Origin of the sequence: Nocardia sp. NPDC006982 (genome assembly GCF_042869435.1) — a bacterium.
Lineage (GTDB): Bacteria > Actinomycetota > Actinomycetes > Mycobacteriales > Mycobacteriaceae > Nocardia.
The window spans coordinates 1,394,770-1,410,832 of sequence record NZ_JBIAFV010000001.1; the positions used below are offsets into that span (position 1 = coordinate 1,394,770).

At 66.3% G+C, this 16,063-nt stretch carries 17 protein-coding genes; 6 read left to right on the top strand and 11 right to left on the bottom strand.

The features are described 5' to 3' along the window. The first annotated feature begins 12 nt into the window (after nucleotides 1-12). Nucleotides 13-642 carry a TetR/AcrR family transcriptional regulator gene (locus ACFYOW_RS06255; RefSeq protein WP_387285002.1) on the top strand — a complete coding sequence of 210 codons (630 nt, stop codon included), beginning with the start codon at nucleotides 13-15 and terminating at the stop codon, nucleotides 640-642. Here the strand turns inward: ACFYOW_RS06255 and ACFYOW_RS06260 are convergent. Beyond that, nucleotides 639-1,304, bottom strand: a complete 666-nt coding sequence (locus tag ACFYOW_RS06260; protein ID WP_387285004.1) for a class I SAM-dependent methyltransferase — start codon at nucleotides 1,302-1,304, stop codon at nucleotides 639-641. The two genes, ACFYOW_RS06255 and ACFYOW_RS06260, sit on opposite strands and share 4 nt — an antisense overlap. 335 nt (nucleotides 1,305-1,639) lie before the next feature. On the opposite strand from ACFYOW_RS06260, the gene ACFYOW_RS06265 reads away from it, so the two are divergent. After that, complete coding sequence (locus tag ACFYOW_RS06265) at nucleotides 1,640-2,284, top strand: formylglycine-generating enzyme family protein (protein WP_387286038.1); 645 nt, start codon at nucleotides 1,640-1,642, stop codon at nucleotides 2,282-2,284. A gap of 9 nt (nucleotides 2,285-2,293) precedes the next feature. Here the strand turns inward: ACFYOW_RS06265 and ACFYOW_RS06270 are convergent, their stop codons facing one another. Further along, the gene (locus tag ACFYOW_RS06270) at nucleotides 2,294-3,829 is read right to left on the bottom strand and encodes an aldehyde dehydrogenase family protein (RefSeq protein ID WP_387285006.1); all 1,536 of its coding nucleotides are present in this window, start codon (nucleotides 3,827-3,829) and stop codon (nucleotides 2,294-2,296) included. Between the two features lie 152 nt (nucleotides 3,830-3,981). Here ACFYOW_RS06270 and ACFYOW_RS06275 point away from each other — a divergent pair, with 152 nt between their 5' ends. Next, nucleotides 3,982-5,010 carry an AraC family transcriptional regulator gene (locus ACFYOW_RS06275; protein WP_387285008.1) on the top strand — a complete coding sequence of 343 codons (1,029 nt, stop codon included), beginning with the start codon at nucleotides 3,982-3,984 and terminating at the stop codon, nucleotides 5,008-5,010. Between the two features lie 42 nt (nucleotides 5,011-5,052). Here ACFYOW_RS06275 and ACFYOW_RS06280 read toward each other — a convergent pair whose 3' ends face one another. From ACFYOW_RS06280 to ACFYOW_RS06295, 4 genes are all read right to left on the bottom strand, one after another. Beyond that, on the bottom strand, nucleotides 5,053-5,832 hold the full coding sequence (locus tag ACFYOW_RS06280; protein ID WP_387285010.1) for a MerR family transcriptional regulator: 780 nt from the start codon (nucleotides 5,830-5,832) through the stop codon (nucleotides 5,053-5,055). 23 nt (nucleotides 5,833-5,855) lie between these two features. Further along, nucleotides 5,856-6,362, bottom strand: a complete 507-nt coding sequence (locus ACFYOW_RS06285) for a VOC family protein (RefSeq protein ID WP_387285012.1) — start codon at nucleotides 6,360-6,362, stop codon at nucleotides 5,856-5,858. A gap of 88 nt (nucleotides 6,363-6,450) precedes the next feature. After that, complete coding sequence (locus ACFYOW_RS06290; protein ID WP_387285014.1) at nucleotides 6,451-7,107, bottom strand: TetR/AcrR family transcriptional regulator; 657 nt, start codon at nucleotides 7,105-7,107, stop codon at nucleotides 6,451-6,453. A gap of 2 nt (nucleotides 7,108-7,109) precedes the next feature. Continuing rightward, entirely contained in the window at nucleotides 7,110-7,715 is a 606-nt protein-coding gene (locus ACFYOW_RS06295) for a TetR/AcrR family transcriptional regulator (protein WP_387285016.1), read from the bottom strand. A gap of 355 nt (nucleotides 7,716-8,070) precedes the next feature. On the opposite strand from ACFYOW_RS06295, the gene ACFYOW_RS06300 reads away from it, so the two are divergent. From ACFYOW_RS06300 to ACFYOW_RS06310, 3 genes are all read left to right on the top strand, one after another. Then, nucleotides 8,071-8,706 (top strand): class I SAM-dependent methyltransferase, encoded by a 636-nt coding sequence (locus ACFYOW_RS06300; protein ID WP_387286040.1) that lies wholly within the window; start codon nucleotides 8,071-8,073, stop codon nucleotides 8,704-8,706. Nucleotides 8,707-8,781: 75 nt separating this feature from the next. Then, the gene (locus tag ACFYOW_RS06305) at nucleotides 8,782-9,444 is read left to right on the top strand and encodes a histone deacetylase (protein WP_387285018.1); all 663 of its coding nucleotides are present in this window, start codon (nucleotides 8,782-8,784) and stop codon (nucleotides 9,442-9,444) included. A 187-nt stretch (nucleotides 9,445-9,631) separates the two neighbouring features. Then, nucleotides 9,632-10,435, top strand: a complete 804-nt coding sequence (locus ACFYOW_RS06310) for a response regulator (RefSeq protein ID WP_387285020.1) — start codon at nucleotides 9,632-9,634, stop codon at nucleotides 10,433-10,435. Here the strand turns inward: ACFYOW_RS06310 and ACFYOW_RS06315 are convergent. From ACFYOW_RS06315 to ACFYOW_RS06335, 5 genes are all read right to left on the bottom strand, one after another. Beyond that, nucleotides 10,375-11,535, bottom strand: coding sequence for a hypothetical protein (locus tag ACFYOW_RS06315; RefSeq protein ID WP_387285022.1), 1,161 nt, complete (start codon nucleotides 11,533-11,535; stop codon nucleotides 10,375-10,377). The two genes, ACFYOW_RS06310 and ACFYOW_RS06315, sit on opposite strands and share 61 nt — an antisense overlap. Before the next feature lie 35 nt (nucleotides 11,536-11,570). Continuing rightward, complete coding sequence (locus ACFYOW_RS06320; protein WP_387285024.1) at nucleotides 11,571-12,443, bottom strand: alpha/beta fold hydrolase; 873 nt, start codon at nucleotides 12,441-12,443, stop codon at nucleotides 11,571-11,573. Nucleotides 12,444-12,585: 142 nt separating this feature from the next. Further along, a complete protein-coding gene (locus ACFYOW_RS06325; RefSeq protein WP_387285026.1) occupies nucleotides 12,586-13,731 on the bottom strand; it encodes an acyl-CoA dehydrogenase family protein in 1,146 nt (381 codons plus the stop codon). Nucleotides 13,732-13,933: 202 nt separating this feature from the next. Next, nucleotides 13,934-15,001, bottom strand: coding sequence for an alpha/beta hydrolase (locus ACFYOW_RS06330; protein WP_387285028.1), 1,068 nt, complete (start codon nucleotides 14,999-15,001; stop codon nucleotides 13,934-13,936). A gap of 45 nt (nucleotides 15,002-15,046) precedes the next feature. Continuing rightward, entirely contained in the window at nucleotides 15,047-15,946 is a 900-nt protein-coding gene (locus ACFYOW_RS06335; protein ID WP_387285030.1) for a lysophospholipid acyltransferase family protein, read from the bottom strand. Nucleotides 15,947-16,063 lie beyond the last annotated feature (117 nt).

Genomic DNA, 16,063 nt, shown 5'->3' on the forward strand with positions numbered 1-16,063 from the left:
AACCTGAATCTTGTGACCCGTGCCGAGCCCGCCGCCAGCATCGCCACCGAGGGGACGCCGGAATCCGCATTCCGGCGTCGGCTCCTCGATGCGATGGCCGAGGCCGTGCGCGATCGCGGTTATCGCGAAACGACAGTGGCCGATGTGGTCCGCAACGCGCGTACGTCCCGTCGTACCTTCTACGAACATTTCGACAGCAAACAGGACTGTTTCATCGCGCTGCTCGCCGAGCGCAACAACGACACTATCCAGCAGATCTCCGATGCCGTCGATCCGGCCGCGCCCTGGCGCACCCAGGTCCGGCAGGCCATCGAGGCCTGGATCCACGCATCCGATCAGGACACGTCGATCACCCTCGCCTGGATCCGGGACATCCCCGCGCTGGGCGACGCCGCCCGCCAGGTCCAGCACGACGCGGGCGAGGCCTTCATCAATCTGATCCAAAGCCTCACCGCCACACCGGGATTCGAGGCTCCCGGACTGCATCCGCCGACGCGTCAGATGGCGACCATCCTCTACGGCGGTTACCGCGAACTCATCGCGTCCACAGTCGAGGCAGGCAAGGACATCCGTGACATCATCGACGTCGCGGTCGATACGGCCATCGCCCTGGTCGGCCCGCGCTACGAGCCGCGAGGCTAGTCCTTGACGGCCGTGAACTGCGCCAGCGCGCCGTTGCATACCAGCTCGACCTCGCGCAGGCCCGCCGCGGCGATCCAGCCCGACAGCTCGGCCACGGTCCCGGACGGACCGAATACGCCCATCGTTCGCATCACCCGCATGTGCACGTCGAAGCGCGGCCGAACCCCGCGCACCACACAACTGCCGATCAGCCGTCCACCCGGCGCGAGCACCCGGGCGAGGGAGGCGACCGCGGCGGCCGGATCCGGCATGCAGTGCAGGCCCGCGAAACTCACCACCAGATCGAATTCGCCGCTGGCGAAGGGCAGGTCGACCACATCCGCGCGTACATAGTCGATGTCGGAGAGCCCGGCGCGCTCGGCCGCGCGACGCGCCGCCGCCAACTGGTCATCGGAAATATCCGCGGCCACATAGCGGAGCTTGCGATCGGGTGCGAGTCGACGCAGGGTCACGCCGCCGCCGACCGGCAGATCGAGCACCGCGGAGCCCTCCGGCAGTTGATTGACGACATCCATCGCCGCATACATCCGGCGGGTGTCGCAGCCCCACATCACCTGTCCGGCGGGCCGGGCCACCTGCGGATGATCGAGCACGAAGTCGTAGACCGGAGCCCCGAGATTTCCCCAGACTCGGCTCTGCCACACTTCACGGACGTCGGGCACTGTCGTCTCCTCTTCGCGTGGTGGAAGTACAGGCTAGGCCGGAGGTCATCGACGCGCCAAGGCTTTCGCCGACACGCTCTGCTTCGTCAGTGCGGCAGCGACGGCCCGGGTCACCACAGGCTCGGGCTCCGCACCGTGACAATCGGCACGAGTGCGCTGCGGCGGTCCTGCACCCCCGAGAATTCTTCTCCGACAACGAGATCGACGATCGTATCGCCGCGACGTTCGAATGCCGCGTCCCCGTATCAGAAATCCATGACCCGCCCTGGTCGTCGCGACGCCGCGAGCCGATACGCGTGCATTACCATCGGCAAGCTGTGCGTGCGGAAATCGAGATGGTCGCGCTGCCCGCGGGGCGGGTGACGCTGTCGGATCGGCGGACCCAGCGGAGTTGGGCGGTCGAGGTGGCAGAGTTTCGGCTCGCGGCGTTTCCGATTACCCAGTCGCAGTACGAGCAGATCACCGGTGAGGTACCGAGTGCGGCTCGGGGTGATCGGCTGCCGGTCGAGGGTGTCTCGTGGTTCGATGCGATCAGGTTCTGCAATGGCTTGTCATCGGCGGCGGGTTTGCCGCCCGTGTATCGCGTGCACGACGATGCGGTCGAGTGGGATGCCGACAGCGACGGGTACCGGCTGCCGACCGAGGCCGAGTGGGAGTATGCGTGCCGGGCGGGCACTTCGGGGCCGCGATATGGCGAGCTCGATGAAATCGCCTGGTATCGAGAGAATTCCGCAGAGCATGTGCACGAGGTGGGCGGCAAGCTGCCCAACGCCTGGGGGCTGTACGACATGCTCGGCAATGTATGGGATTGGTGCTGGGACATTTACGACGCCGAGGTGTACGCCTCGTATCGGGTGCTGCGCGGCGGCGGCTGGTCCGACGAGAAGTGGAGTTGCCGGGCCTCGGTGCGACGGCGCAGCCATCCGACCTACCGGATCGACGATGTCGGATTCCGGGTCGCGCGTTCGATATTCGCCTGATTCGGCGCTTTATCGCCTGCCGCCCAAAAACTTCGGCAGCTTTCGCCTGCCGCGCCCGTCGAGCGCGCGCATCAATCCTGCCACCACGCGCAAGCGACCACGCGAGGCCGGATACCACATCAGCTCGCGCTTCATCGCCGGTATGCGCGGCACCGTAATCGCTTGCTGGCGACAGTATTTCCGGATTCCAGCGGCCCCGCCCCACCGCGCGCCGATCCCGGAATCCTTCCACCCGCCCATCGGCAGCGCGAAGCTGAACAGATTCGCGAAGGCGTCGTTGATATTGACCGCACCGGCTTCCAGCCGCCGCGCCACCCGCTCGCCGCGCTTACGGTCTCTTGTCCAGACCGTGGCCGAGAGTCCGTAGACCGAATCATTGGCCAGGCGCACCGCCTCGTCCTCGTCGGCGACCTTCAGCACCGGAATGGTCGGGCCGAATGTCTCCTCGCTGATGCACGCCATCGAATGGTCCACATCCACCAGCACAGTCGGTTCGAAGAAGGTGCCGACCCCGGTCGCCTTGCCGCCGGTGGTGATCCGCGCGCCCGCGGCCACCGCCTGATCGACATGGCGTGCCACGATATCGCGCTGCGCCTCGGTCGCCATCGCGCCGATATCGAAAGCGAACCCGCGCCCGTCGTGTCCCTGCCGCAGCTTGCGCACCTGTTCGGTCAGGCTGGTCACGAACTCGTCGTAGACCGGCGCCTCGACATACACCCGCTCGATCGAGATACAGACCTGACCGGAATTGAACAGTCCGCCATAGGCGATGCCCGCCGCGGCCCGCGCGATATCGGCATCCGCGAGGACGATCGCCGGATCCTTGCCACCGAGTTCCAGGCTGTACGGGGTCAGGGTCGCCCCGCAGGCGGCGGCGATCGCCCTACCGGTCTTGGTGGACCCGGTGAACTGGACATAGTCGACCGCCTCGACGACCGCGCGTCCGGTATCTCCGCGCCCGGTCGACACCGCGAAGACCGGCGGCGCACCGATCTCGGCCCACCCGCGCGCCAGCGCTACCGCACTCAACGGCGTGACCTCCGACGGCTTGACCAGCACCGCGGCACCGGCCATCAGCGCGGGCAGCGCATCGAAGCACACATTGAGCAGCGGAAAGTTCCACGGCGTAATGATCCCGACCACCGGATGCGGCCGATAGGTCTTGACCAGCCGCTTGGTGCGCCCGAGCGGACTGTGCGGAGCCGGATGCTCGTCGAGCAGAAATTTCGCGGCATTGCGCGCCCAGTATTTGATCAGATTGACCGCAGCGGGCACCTCGATCTCCGCGTCGTAGCGGGTCTTACCCGTTTCGGACTGAACCACATCGGTGAGTTCGTCGGAATTATCGATCAGCCAATCCTGCAGCCGAAACAGCCATTCGGCGCGCTTATCCGGGCCGATCGCCTCCCATTCCGGCTGGAACAGGCGCAATTCGCGCACCGTCGCGGCCACCGCCGCTCTCGATTCGTCGGGTACCCGCCCGGTGACGCTGCCGTCGGCGGGATTGTGTACCTCGATCGCGACCTGCTGTTCCGCCGTACTCATCCGGCTCACCTCCTGTGCTGTACCCCACCCTCCAGCGTGGCATTTCCGCCCGCGCGGCACCGGGTGTTCCGATTTTCCTGCGATGGAGAAGAAAGGATTGATACCTTCCGCCAAGAGCAAGACGCGACCGGCTTCGACGAGGATGCAGTTCAGTGTTCGATTGGGATCTCCTGCGTAGTACATCCGGCGTGCATGTGCTGATGCAATTGGCGCAGGAACGCGGCATGTCGCCGGAAGTCTGTCTCGAGGGCACGAAGCTGGCGCCCGAGGCGGTGAGCGATCCCGATGCCGAGGTCACGGCGCGGCAAGAGGTGCGCGTCGTGCGGAATCTGCTCGCGCGATGCGGCGCCGAACCCGGATTGGGCGTCGAGGCCGGGAACCGCTATCACTTATCGCTGTACGGACCGTGGGGGCTGGCGCTGCTCAGCAGTCGCACGGTGCGCGAGGTGATCGAGGTTTCGCTGCGCTATGTCGATTCGGCCTTCGTGTTCGGCCGGCTGACCTTCGAGGAGGAACCGGCCGAGTCGCGGCTCATCTTCGACGATTCGGAGATTCCGGAGGACGTGCGCGCATTCCTGACCGAGCGCGTCATCACCGGAATCCAGTCCATCGGCCGGGAACGGTTCTCCGCGGGTGTGCCCGCCACCCGGATCAGCTTCCGCCATCCCGCTCCGGCGGATACCACGCGCTACCGCACCGTCTTCGGTGTCGAGCCGCGATTCGACGCGGCGGTCAACGAATTGGCCTTCGACAGTTCGTATCTCGATGTCGCGCTGCCGCGGGCCACCGAATGGGCGCGCGGGACATGCGAACAACTGTGCCGCGATCTGCTCACCGCCCGCCGCGCCCGCACCGGTGTCGCCGGTTCGGTGCGGGACCTGCTGGTCCGCAATCCGGGTGAGATTCCAGACCAAATCGCGGTCGCCGCAGCGCTTTTCATGAGCCCGCGCACGCTGTCTCGCCGCCTGCGCGACGAAGGCACCTCCTTCCGCAACCTGCTCGACGAGGTACGCCAGATGATGTCGGAGGAACTGCTCAGCCACACCGATATGACCACCGAACAGGTGGCCGCCCGCCTCGGCTACGCCGAAGCCGCCTCCTTCATCCGCGCCTTCCGCCGCTGGCAAGGCTGTCCGCCACAGGAATTCCGAGCCCGTGGGCCGCTCGTCGCAACCAGGTGACGCCTTGACCATGCGCTGGTAGCAGCCAACGCAGGCCTACCGTCAGTCCATTCTCGACCGACTCGCATTGGCGTCGATAATGGCGGAGAGCCAGGGGGTCAGGCCGGGGGCGAGGGTGTCGAAGAAGGTGGCGTAGTTCGGGTCGGTGAGGTAGGTGCGGGCGATGCAGATGTGCATGGCGGGGGTGCAGTCGAAGTAGGTGTCGATGGAGGCACGGTGGCGTTCGGCCAGGGCGTTGGCTTCGTCGCTGCCGGGGAGCACTCCGGCGCGATAGGCGGCGGCGAGGTCGGCGTTGAGCGCGTCGACGGTGTCGGCGATCTGTTGCCAGTCCGCGGCGGTTCGGTCCGCGGCGCGTTCGGCGTACTGGGCCCAGTGCGCGGTGTCACCCCAGCGGTCGTGGGCCTGGGCGGTCCAGGTGGGTTGCCAGTGCCCGCCGAAGATCTCGACCTGTTCCTCGGCGGAGAGCAGGATTCCGGATTCTCTGGCCTCGATCAAGCGGTCCATGCCATCGGCCATCTGTTGCAGGCTGGCGGCGCGCTCGCGGAGTTCGTCGCGCTGCCGACGCAGCGACGACGTCGCTTCGGCGGCAGGCGCATCCAGGACCGTCCTGATCTCATCGAGGGGTACGCCCAGCTCACGGTAGATGAGCACACGATGGATGCGGGCGATGTCCGCGCTGGTGTAGAGCCGATACCCGGCGTCGGTGCGCTCGGTCGGGCACACGAGCCCGATCGCATCCCAATGGTGCAGCGTCCGGATCGTGACGCCCGTGCACGCGGCGGCCGCACCGACGGTGCGACCGGCATCGGCCTGATCAGTCACACCGCCCAGTCTGACAGGCGCGCTCATGCGGGCGGCTCCCCGATCCCGATGGACCGCAACAGCTCGGCTTCGGCGCTGTTCGCATCGTACGGTCGCGCCGCGGTCATGATCACCCGCGTGTTGTCCGGCGTTCGGATCTCGAGATCCACCGTATTCCACGGCATCGGCCGCGGACCGGATGTGCAACCGGGTAGCAGCTGCTCGCATCCGGCCGCGATCTCATCGAGCTGGCTCAGCACGCAGGCGAAGCTCACGCTCAGTTCGGTTGCCGCCGCGGCCTGGTCGGCGGATAAGAGCAGGACATCCTGAAATGCCCAGCGCCGCAGGTGGGTGAGTCGGCCGGGGATGGAGAACAGATCGAAGAAGCCGAGTCCGCGCGTCCAGAAGTCCACCGACGCGACCAGGTCCGCCGTCGGCACCGTGACGAACATCGGCATCCCGTAGAGGCCGCGGAAAAGTTCCGGCGCCACGGCGTCGAGGGCTGGTACGGGAACCGGACTGATGTCGAATGCTGGATAGGTTTCGCTCACCGCCACATCGTCGAGCCTGACGTAACGTCAGGGTCAAATCACGGCCCGCCGGACCGAGATGGGCGAACTGATCGAACGGCGAGAGTCGCTATGCCGCACCGGAGAACAGGTAGTCGAACAGCGCCAGAATTCGGTCTATGCCGAATTCATCGGGATGGTCGAGCACCAGGCGCGTCGCGGTTTGGATGGTGCCCTGTACGACCTGGGCCAATACATCCGGATCGACGCCATCGGCGTCGGGCTGGTCCGCCAGCCACAGTCCGAGTGCTTGCCGCAGTGGTGCGCGCAATTCGTCGCGAGCCGCAGCGACTCGTTCCCGCAGTACCGGCGGCACACCGTCGATCGGGAAGTACACCAGTCGCCAGGTGTCGGGCATCGAGCAGACCTCGGTCAGGAAGTAGCCGAGCATCGCGGGCAGCTGTTCCGGTGCGGCGGTACCGAATTCGGGTGTCATGGCGGTCTCGGCGACCGAGCGGGCCACTGCCGCCGCCATGCGGGCGGTCTCGCGTTCGATGAGCGCCTCGAGCAGTTCGTCACGGCTGCCGAAGGAGTCGTAGACGACCGGCCTGGTCACCCCGCCCCGCTCGGCGACGGCCGCAATGCTCACGCTGGTGAATCCCGCCTCCGCCACAATGCGCAACGCCGCGTCGAGCAGTTGCTCACGCCGGTCCGCCGGCTGAAGACGCTTGGCGTACTTGCGTTTAGGCGATTGCTTATGGAGCGCTGCTTGTTTCGCGTCGGCCATCGCTAGTTCTCTCCGATTCCGGCGGTGGCGACCGCCCGGCGCGCCACCCAGCGCAATGTCTCGGACACCGCCTCGCGCCGTTGCGCGCCGTCCTCGGCGAGCACCAGCCTCGCACCGGTCTCGCTCGCACTGATCACCGCGTGGCTCAACAACTCTTCGTCCATATCTCGCTCGGTGAGCGAGGCGATCAGCGCGAGCACCGCTCGACTGCGCTCCCGCAGCGCCTCCCGGCCGCGATCCACCCGTTCGTGCGCGGTTTCCGGTAGGCCGTCGCCGGGCATGAGCACGAATCGCCAGCTCTGCGGCGCGGCCGCGACGAGGTCGAGAAAGATATCGACGGCATCGGCCGAGACGTCCGCCGCGATCGCGGCCAGATCCGCGCCCTCCTGGAATACCGGAGTCGCCTCGGCCGCCATGGCCAGCACCCGTTCTTCCTCGCGATCGAGCAGTGCCTCGAAAAGTTCGTCCCTGTCACCGAATTCGGCATACAGCGCTGGGCGGGTAACACCCGTCGCGCGCGCGATCGCATGCATACTGGCGCTGGCGTAACCTTCGCGCACGATCAGGTCCCGTGCTGCGTCGAGAATGTCGTCGCGTCGTGTTGACAATTACCCTCCAACGTCGGCTGACGGACACCTGTTTCAGATTTGCTTCCGGCTGGGCCAGTGTACGCATTTCGCTCGCACTCGCCGCGGATTCGACTTCCCAGCGCGCGAATAACACACCGGCGCAGAGGGTGTGGCGCTCAACGCCACCACCGCCGACTGCAACTGAACTTCCAGATCACCGTCGAATAGCCTCCTGAGACAGCAAGGCTTGGCGGGCTGATACATCACTCTTCGCAGAAACTGCATCTCCACGAGTCAGCCATACACCGCCAGCAGCGCACAGACCGGGGGTGCCGATTCCGTCCCAGACAACTTAGGCTGTGGTGACACCTTCGAAGGGACAGCGATGTCTGCCATCTCGGAATCGCCGAGGCGCGCACTCAACGGATTGGTGACCCACGGCTGGAACCGGGCCGCGCAACTCTACAACTTCCCGATGCTGCAGCGGGTGGCCTATCGCCCACCGCAGGACGAGATCATCGCGCAATTGCGGATCGGCGGGGCGCGTCGGATCGCCGATATCGGCTGCGGCACCGGTATTCTCGCCGCCCGCATAGAACGCGAGCTGCACCCGGATGTGGTGTACGGCTGCGATGCGTCGGTGGGGATGTTGAAGCAGGCGCGGTCGCGGTCGGATCGGGTGAACTGGCGCAATCGTCAAGCCGAGGATCTCGGCCTGCCCGACGCTGCGGTGGAGGCGGTGGTGTCCACACACGCCTTCCATTTCTTCGATCATGCGGCAGCACTCGCGGAGTTCCATCGGGTGCTGGGGCCCGGCGGGTTGCTCGCAATCGTGATCAACAATCCGCGCAGCCGGTGGGCAATGGCTCTACAGCCGCCTGCGGTGCGGGGGCTCGCCTACTTTCCGCCGCCGGAGGAGATGCGTTCGCTGGTGGAGGCGGCCGGATTCATCGTTGCCGAACAGCGGCCGGTGCATCGCCCACTGCCGAACTCACTGGTACCGGACGTTCTCACGGTCGCACGGCGTTGATGCCGCCACCCGTGGCATGCTCGTGTCATAGGTGGTTTCCGAACGGAAGGCGGGTGCGATGCCCGAATCAGCGCCATGACCGAGACCGTGTGGTACGCGTCGTACGGCTCGAATATGCATCTGAGCCGCCTGCGCTGCTACCTCGCCGGCGGTACACCCGACGGTGGCGCGATCACGCTCCCCGGCTGCCGCCACGGGGCCGAACCGCTGCGCTCGGTACCGCTGACGCTGCCCGGCCTGCAATATTTCGCCACCGAATCCCTGACCTGGACCGGCGGCCGAGCCTTCTACGATCCCGACGCCCCCGGTGAAACCGCCGTCCGCGCCCATCTGGTCACCATCGACCAGTTCTGCGATATCGCCGCCCAGGAGATGTACCGAACCCCCGGAACCGACGTGGACCTGTGCGAAGCGATCACCCACGGCCGCTTGACTCTCGGTCCCGGTCGCTACGAAACCCTGGTCTGCACCGGCACTTTCGAGGGACATCCGGTCCTCACCATCACCGCCCCGTGGCGCTACACCGACCTGCCCGGCAACCCGCCGTCGGCGGCCTACATACGCCACCTCGCCGCGGGCCTGACCGAATCCCACGCCTGGACGGTCGAAGAGATCGCCGACTACATCGCCACCCGCCCCGGCGCGGAACTCGGCTGGACCGCCGCGACGATCGTCGACCTGCTGGGTCAGGCCACGCGAATGGATGCGGAGACGATCGCGCCGTTGCGAACGACGTAGTAGCCGCGAAAGTGCGGTAGGTGCCACACAGTTCCCGCAGAACGCAAGTCCTCGGGGTTCGCACGGTCACACTCTGGGCATTGCACACCGGTAGCCAAACATTTCGCCGCGATCGATTCGACGGAAATTCACTGTGCTGTACCGCAATTCGCCTGCACCCGACCACGGCGGGTGTAAGAATCACCCGATGAGCCTGGGTGCGGGCAATATGTTGCTCGAACGGGATATGGGGCACCTGCGAATACTGGTGGCCTCGCCGCTGGGACGGGTCATCGAGCCGGTACTGAAGCAAGCATTCGCTGGTTCTACCGTCGCGGTGGCGCTGGACCGGCAGGCCGTGCGCCGCGAGGTCGTGCACCAGGTCCGCTTCGATGTGGTGATCACCGATCTGATCTGGAACGATCCGGCGCTGGAGTACGGCTTCGACGGCCTGGACGTGCTGGATATACTGGGTTCGGCGCAACGGCAGGCCGCGGTGCTGATGGCGGCGCAGGGGCACAGCATGGAGCGCGACCATCTGGACGAAGCACTGCTCAGGTCTTCGGAATTGGCCGGCTTCTATTCGAAATCCTCTGGCGTTCCGGCATTGTTGGAGGCGATTCCCCCGGCGGCGACCGGACGGCGGCCACATCTCGAGCCGCCGCCTGCCACGCCGCCCCCGCTGTATCGGCTGTTCCAGGGGCAGCGCGGTGAGACGGCCGCGCGGCTGGCCGGAGCCATTGCCGCGGGCCGCGCCACCGACGCCGTTTCACTGGCCAAGGCCGCGCGGGTCGGTCTCAATACTGCCAATAAGGTGGCCCGCGTCTATGTCGGGCCGATCGTGCTCGAACGCGGCGAGCACGATCCCGAATTGCCGCTGACCGCCAATGCGATCTATCGGTGGTGCGGCGTGCACGCGCATTACCTGCTCAGCTGGTGCCGCCGCAACGGTCACGACGACGTACTCATGGCTGACACACCGAGCAGCAGTTCGCCGAGATCCACCCGATAGCGTCCGGAACGGAGCCCGCCACCGCACGCGATCAAACGCGCCGCCAGGTCGCCGACGGCGCCGGCCATGGTCGCCGCGGTGCCGAGTTGCGGCCAGGTCGGCACCGCATGGCCCACCTGGGTCAGCGAATAGCGCAGCCGCGAGGTGAGTCCGCCACCGACTATGGCACCGACCAGCCGCGACCGCCGAGCCGCATCGCCGAGTTCGGCGAGTGACCAGTGCGCCGCGAATTCGACACGGCAGTGCAGGATCGGCAGGGCACCCGCATCGTGTGCCGCGCGGGAGCCGTGCGGTGCGAGTTCGAGCAGCAGCAACTGCACCACGGTCCAGCCCGCTTTGCGCGCCGGTTCGACGATGACCTCGCGCACGCCGTCACTGCTCAGCGGCCGGACCAGCACCGCATTCGCGGCCAGCGCATCGTGCAGTACCGATTCCTCGGCGGCGTGCCGGTAGAAGTCCGCGCGCAGACCGAGCACGAAACCCGTTCGGGTGCGCTCGTGGTCGGCGATCGCGTCCAGGAATGCGGCCCGCTGCACCTCGTCCTCACATTGGGTCCAGGTCTCCTCGAACTGATCGAGTACGACGACCTCGGTCTCTTCGAGTTCGCGCAGTGCGTCCAGCGGATGTGAGCCCGGCAGCGCGACACCGGCGGTGAGTCCCTCCTCCTGCAGTGCCGACAGCAGACCCGCCGATGACAAGGAGGATTTGCCGGATCCCGACGCTCCGATGACGAACAGAATGCGTGGTCGTCCCCGCGCGCGCAGCAGTACATCGACCTTGCCCACCAAGTCCGCGGTGAGTTCGGCGCGTCCGAAAAACCAACCGGCATCATCGAATCGGAACGGCTCCAGCCCCCGATACGGACTCTCGTCATCTCGGCGGCGACGCCCGGTGGTACCGCGCGCCCGACGGACCGCGGTCAGCCAGGGCTCCTGCTCCGCCCGCGTGTCGATGCCGCAGACGGCGAGCACCGCACGAAACGTCTTCTCGTTGCCGTCGGTCCGAACATGTTGTCCCGCAAACCATCCGCTGAGCGTGCCCTGCGGACATCCCGAAAGTCCCACGGTCTGACGGACAGTCAGCTCCGCCGCGACGCGCAAGGCCGTCAGCGCAGCGGCGAATTCTTCGCGAGGCCCTAGCCGGCCTTGTCCACGATGCGGAGGATTTCGTCGACTATCAGGTCGGGTTCGGTGAACATGATGAGGTGCCCCGAGCGCTCGGCCTCGACCAGTCGGCCGTTGCGGAAGGCGGCGGCGGTGCGGCGGTGGGCGGCGGTCAGTGCGATTCGGGTGGTCTTGTCGGTTCGCGGGAGTTTCGTGCCGGTGATGACACTGACACGCACCGCGCCGAGCTCGGGCGGTTGGTCGCGGAGGTTTCGCAGGCCTGCGCTGAATTGGTCCTGTTCGGCGAGCATGGTGCGCGCGGCGCGCGGCGTGAAATCCTCGGCGCGGTGATCGGCGGCGATATCGGCGGGCTGTTTGCTGCCGATCCGGCTGCCGAGCATGCGGTAGAGGCCGGAGCGGGCGAGTTGGGGTAGCAGGGCCCTGGTCATCGCGTACCGCTTCTCGGCCGAGGGGAGGAAATACAGTTCGCAGTTCTCGTCGCTCTGATCGACCAGCACGATTCCCTGGATGCGGGTCGGATCCGCGGTCGCGGCGACCCGGACGATGGGACCGCCCCAGCTGTGTCCGACGAGAATGAAGGGCCCCTCCCCCAGTTCCGCCAGCACCGCGGCGAGGTCGTCGGCCATCCGGGTGAGGGTGCGCGGGTTCGGATCGTCATCGCTGCGTCCGATCCCGGCGCGGTCGTAGACAACGGCGCGTACGCGCTCGGCCACCACCGGCTGCACCAACCCCCAGATCGACCGCGAAAAGCCCATACCCGATTCGAAAACCACGGTCGGCCCGCCGGTTCCGCGCACCATGTAGTGCAGTCGACGGCCGTCGGATGTGGTCGCGAATGCGCTCGCACCGAAGGTGTGCTCGTGCCCGAGGGCCTGCTCCGTCACTGTGCCCAACCTACCTTCTCCCTCGCCCTTCGAGCCGCGGTGGCCCGATAACAGGACTAGACAACTTCGGCCGGTGGCGCAACAGGCTCGATTGCCCAGCCACAGACCGTAGCCCGCGGCTGGAACGCGAAATCGGTTGGTATCAGCTCAGTTTCAGCGAACGACCGATGATTTCCTTCATGATTTCGGTAGTGCCGCCATAGATGGTCTGGACGCGAGCGTCCATGTAGGCCTTGGCGATCGGGTATTCCTTCATGTAGCCGTACCCGCCGTGCAGCTGCAGGCAGCGGTCGATGAGGTAGAGCTGCTCCTCAGTGCTCCACCACTTGGCCATGGCGGCGTCCTCGACCGACAGCTTGCCCGCATTGAGGTCCTCGATGAAGCGGTCCACCAGGACGCGGACGGCGGTGGTCTTGGTAGCCAGTTCGGCCAGCACGAAGCGGGTGTTCTGCAGGGCGCCGATCGGCTTGCCGAAGGCCTTGCGGTCGCGGACGTACTGGATCGTCATCTCCAGGCAGGCTTCCATGGCCGCGGCCGCCATGACGGCGATCGACATGCGTTCCTGCGGCAGATTGTTCATCAGGTGGATGAAGCCCATGCCCTCGGTGCCGAGCAGGTTCTTACCCGGAACGCGAACATCGGTGAAACTCAACTCGGCGGTGTCCTGCGCCTTGAGGCCGAGCTTGTCGAGGTTGCGGCCGCGTTCGAAACCAGGCATGCCGCGTTCCACGACTAGCAGGCTGAAGCCCATCGCGCCCTTCTCCGGATCGGTCTGGGCGACCACGATGACGATATCGGAGTTGATGCCGTTGGTGATAAAGGTCTTGGCGCCGTTGAGAATCCAGTCGTCGCCGTCGCGGACCGCGCGGGTCTTGATGCCCTGGAGGTCGGAGCCGGTGCCCGGTTCGGTCATCGCGATGGCGGTGATGATCTCGCCGGAACAGAAGCCGGGCAGCCAGCGCTGCTTCTGCTCATCGTTGGCGAGTTCGAGCAGATAAGGCGCGATCACATCGTTGTGCAGAGCGAAGCCGAGGCCAGAGTACTGGCCGCGCACCGACTCCTCGGCGACGATCGCGTTGTAGCGGAAATCCTTGACCCCGCCGCCGCCGTACTCCTCCGGCATGGCCATGCCGAGGAATCCCTGTTTACCGGCCTCGAGCCAGACCTCACGGTCGACAATGCCCTGCTCTTCCCACTTCGCGTGATTCGGCGCGACGTGCTGATCGAGAAACTTGCGGAACGACTCCCGGAACAGCTCGTGTTCGGGTTCGAACAGTGTGCGCTGCACGCCAACCTCCTAGTGACCCCACGGCCGGTCCACACCGACCCGTCGTTCCCTCACACGTTACCCGCAACAAGAACCCCCGTTCACTTCCCACCCCGAAATCCCACCCTCACCTGCCACCCCAGCTGCCCGCCGCGGCGAGAATGGGCTCATGGAGATTCGCTGTCGACGTTCGCGCACAATCGCATGGCGACCGCTCGTCCGGTCAGGCGGGCAGGCCGAGCCCCTGGGCGAGGACGGGCCAGGAGGCCTTCAGGGCGTCTTCCCAGTAGCCCCAGGAGTGTGTGCCGGTGGACTGGAAGTCGTAGGTGGCGGGGATGCCGAGTTGGTTCAGGCGGGACTGCAGGTTGTGTGAGCAGTAGTTGGTGGCGGCTTCGAGTGCGCCGCCTAGGCCGACCTGGTTCGCAAGACCGCCCATGCCCGACAGGGCGTGCTCGCCGTTGAGAGTGTCCCATTGGCCGGGGATGCCGCTGCCGTCGGAGATGAAAAGGTTCAGGCCGCGCAGTTGGTCGGCGTGCAGGTACGGATCATTGGCGGCCCACATCGGATCACCTTGCGACCCATACATATTCGCCGAATCACCACCGCCCACGGCGACCACGGCGTTGACGAAGTTGTAGCCGACCGGGTCGGAAATTTGCGCGCAACCGCTGTAGGCGGCCACGGACTTGTAGAGGCCAGGTGCGGCGATGGGAAGTTGCAGTACCGAAGTACCCGACATCGACAGGCCCGCAATGGCGTTGGTGCCGTTGGTGCCGAGTCCGCTATCGATGAGCGGGGGCAGTTCCTCGGTGAGGAAGGTCTTCCACATGTTCACGCCGAGCTCCGGATCGGGGGCGCGCCAGTCGGTGTAGTAGCTCCAATGGCCGCCGACCGGTGTGACGACATTCACATCCTTGTCGTCGAAGAATTGCGCGGCATCGGTACGCGCCTGCCAGGTCGCCGAATCCTCGCCGCCGCCCGCGCCATTGAGCAGATACAGGGTCGGGCGCGGTACGGACGTGTCGGCGGGGCGCTGTACCTGGATCTCGATGTTCTTGCCCATGGCGGCCGAGTACACCTGCAGCGTCAGATTGCGGTCGTCCTCGACCGCGACATCGGCGACATACGAGCCATCGGACGAGCGCGACGAGGTAAGCATTTTGCCGGATGCGACGACCGGATCGGCGCCCGCAGTCGCGGACGCGAAAAAGCCACCCGTTGCGGCTGGAAATCCCACCAGAACTGCTGCTACACCCGCTACCGCCGCCATACGTACTCTTGTTCCAGCCATTCGGCCAAAATATGGAGAGTTACTGACAAATAGCTGAGAGCAGACTCAGAACAGACTGCGCAGTCGGCCGAACAGGGTGCGACCTGGATCACGATCGCGCTCACTGAACAGGAACTTCAGTTCCTCCTCCAGCTCCTTGCGCACCACGTCACGCAGTTCCACCGCGGCGGCATGCTTATCCGGCGCGTCACGCCACGGCGCCGGGTCGATCGGCGCTCCGGCGGAGAAGTAGAAGCGCTCCGGACGCGGGATGCCGGTCGGTCCGACGCCGCGGATCAGCGGCGGGGTCAGGTCCCGGTTCAGGCCGAGCGCCTCGACGGCCCAGCGCAGCGGTCGCATGACCGGATGGTCGCCGTCGAAAACGATGTCGTAGGCATCGTCGACACCGATCATCGCCACCGGCACGATCGGCGCGCCCGCCTCGATCGCCATATGCGCGAAGCCGGAGCGGCCCTCCCACTTGAGGACGTACTTCTCGTTCTTGCGGCGCACCGCTTCGCGACCACCGCCCGGAAACACGATCACGGCCTCGCCGCGGGCCAGCAACGCCAGGCAGTTGCGACGGTTGCCGCGCACCGTGCCGAAGTGGTGCAGCAGCTGACGGATGCCGGGCACACTGATGAGCACATTCTCGGCCAGCCCGCGGATCAGTCGACCGCGCCTGCGCAGCACCTCGGGCAGCAATAGCGGCGCATCGATGCCGCCCATCAGGTTATGGTTGCCGACCAGCAGCACCGGACCCTCGGCCGGAATGTTCTCCAGGCCGTAGAACCGCGGACTCGTCCACGCGCGCAGCGGCGCGAGCAGCGTGTCGAGCACCCGCACATCGGTATCGGTGAGCGAAACCGACAGTGGCGCACCGTCACTCAGCACCGGGGCGGCGAGCGACGAATCACCGGAGCGCCGATCGCCCGAATCGGCCGCACCGGAGTGGTCATGCGACATTTAACCCTCCTGATGTCGATTCGATGACGATAGCGCAACGAATTCGCCTGTGTCGCACCGGATGTGCCGGGCATTCGCTACCGACCGGCCGGTTCGCAAGCGAACCCGGCCGACTCC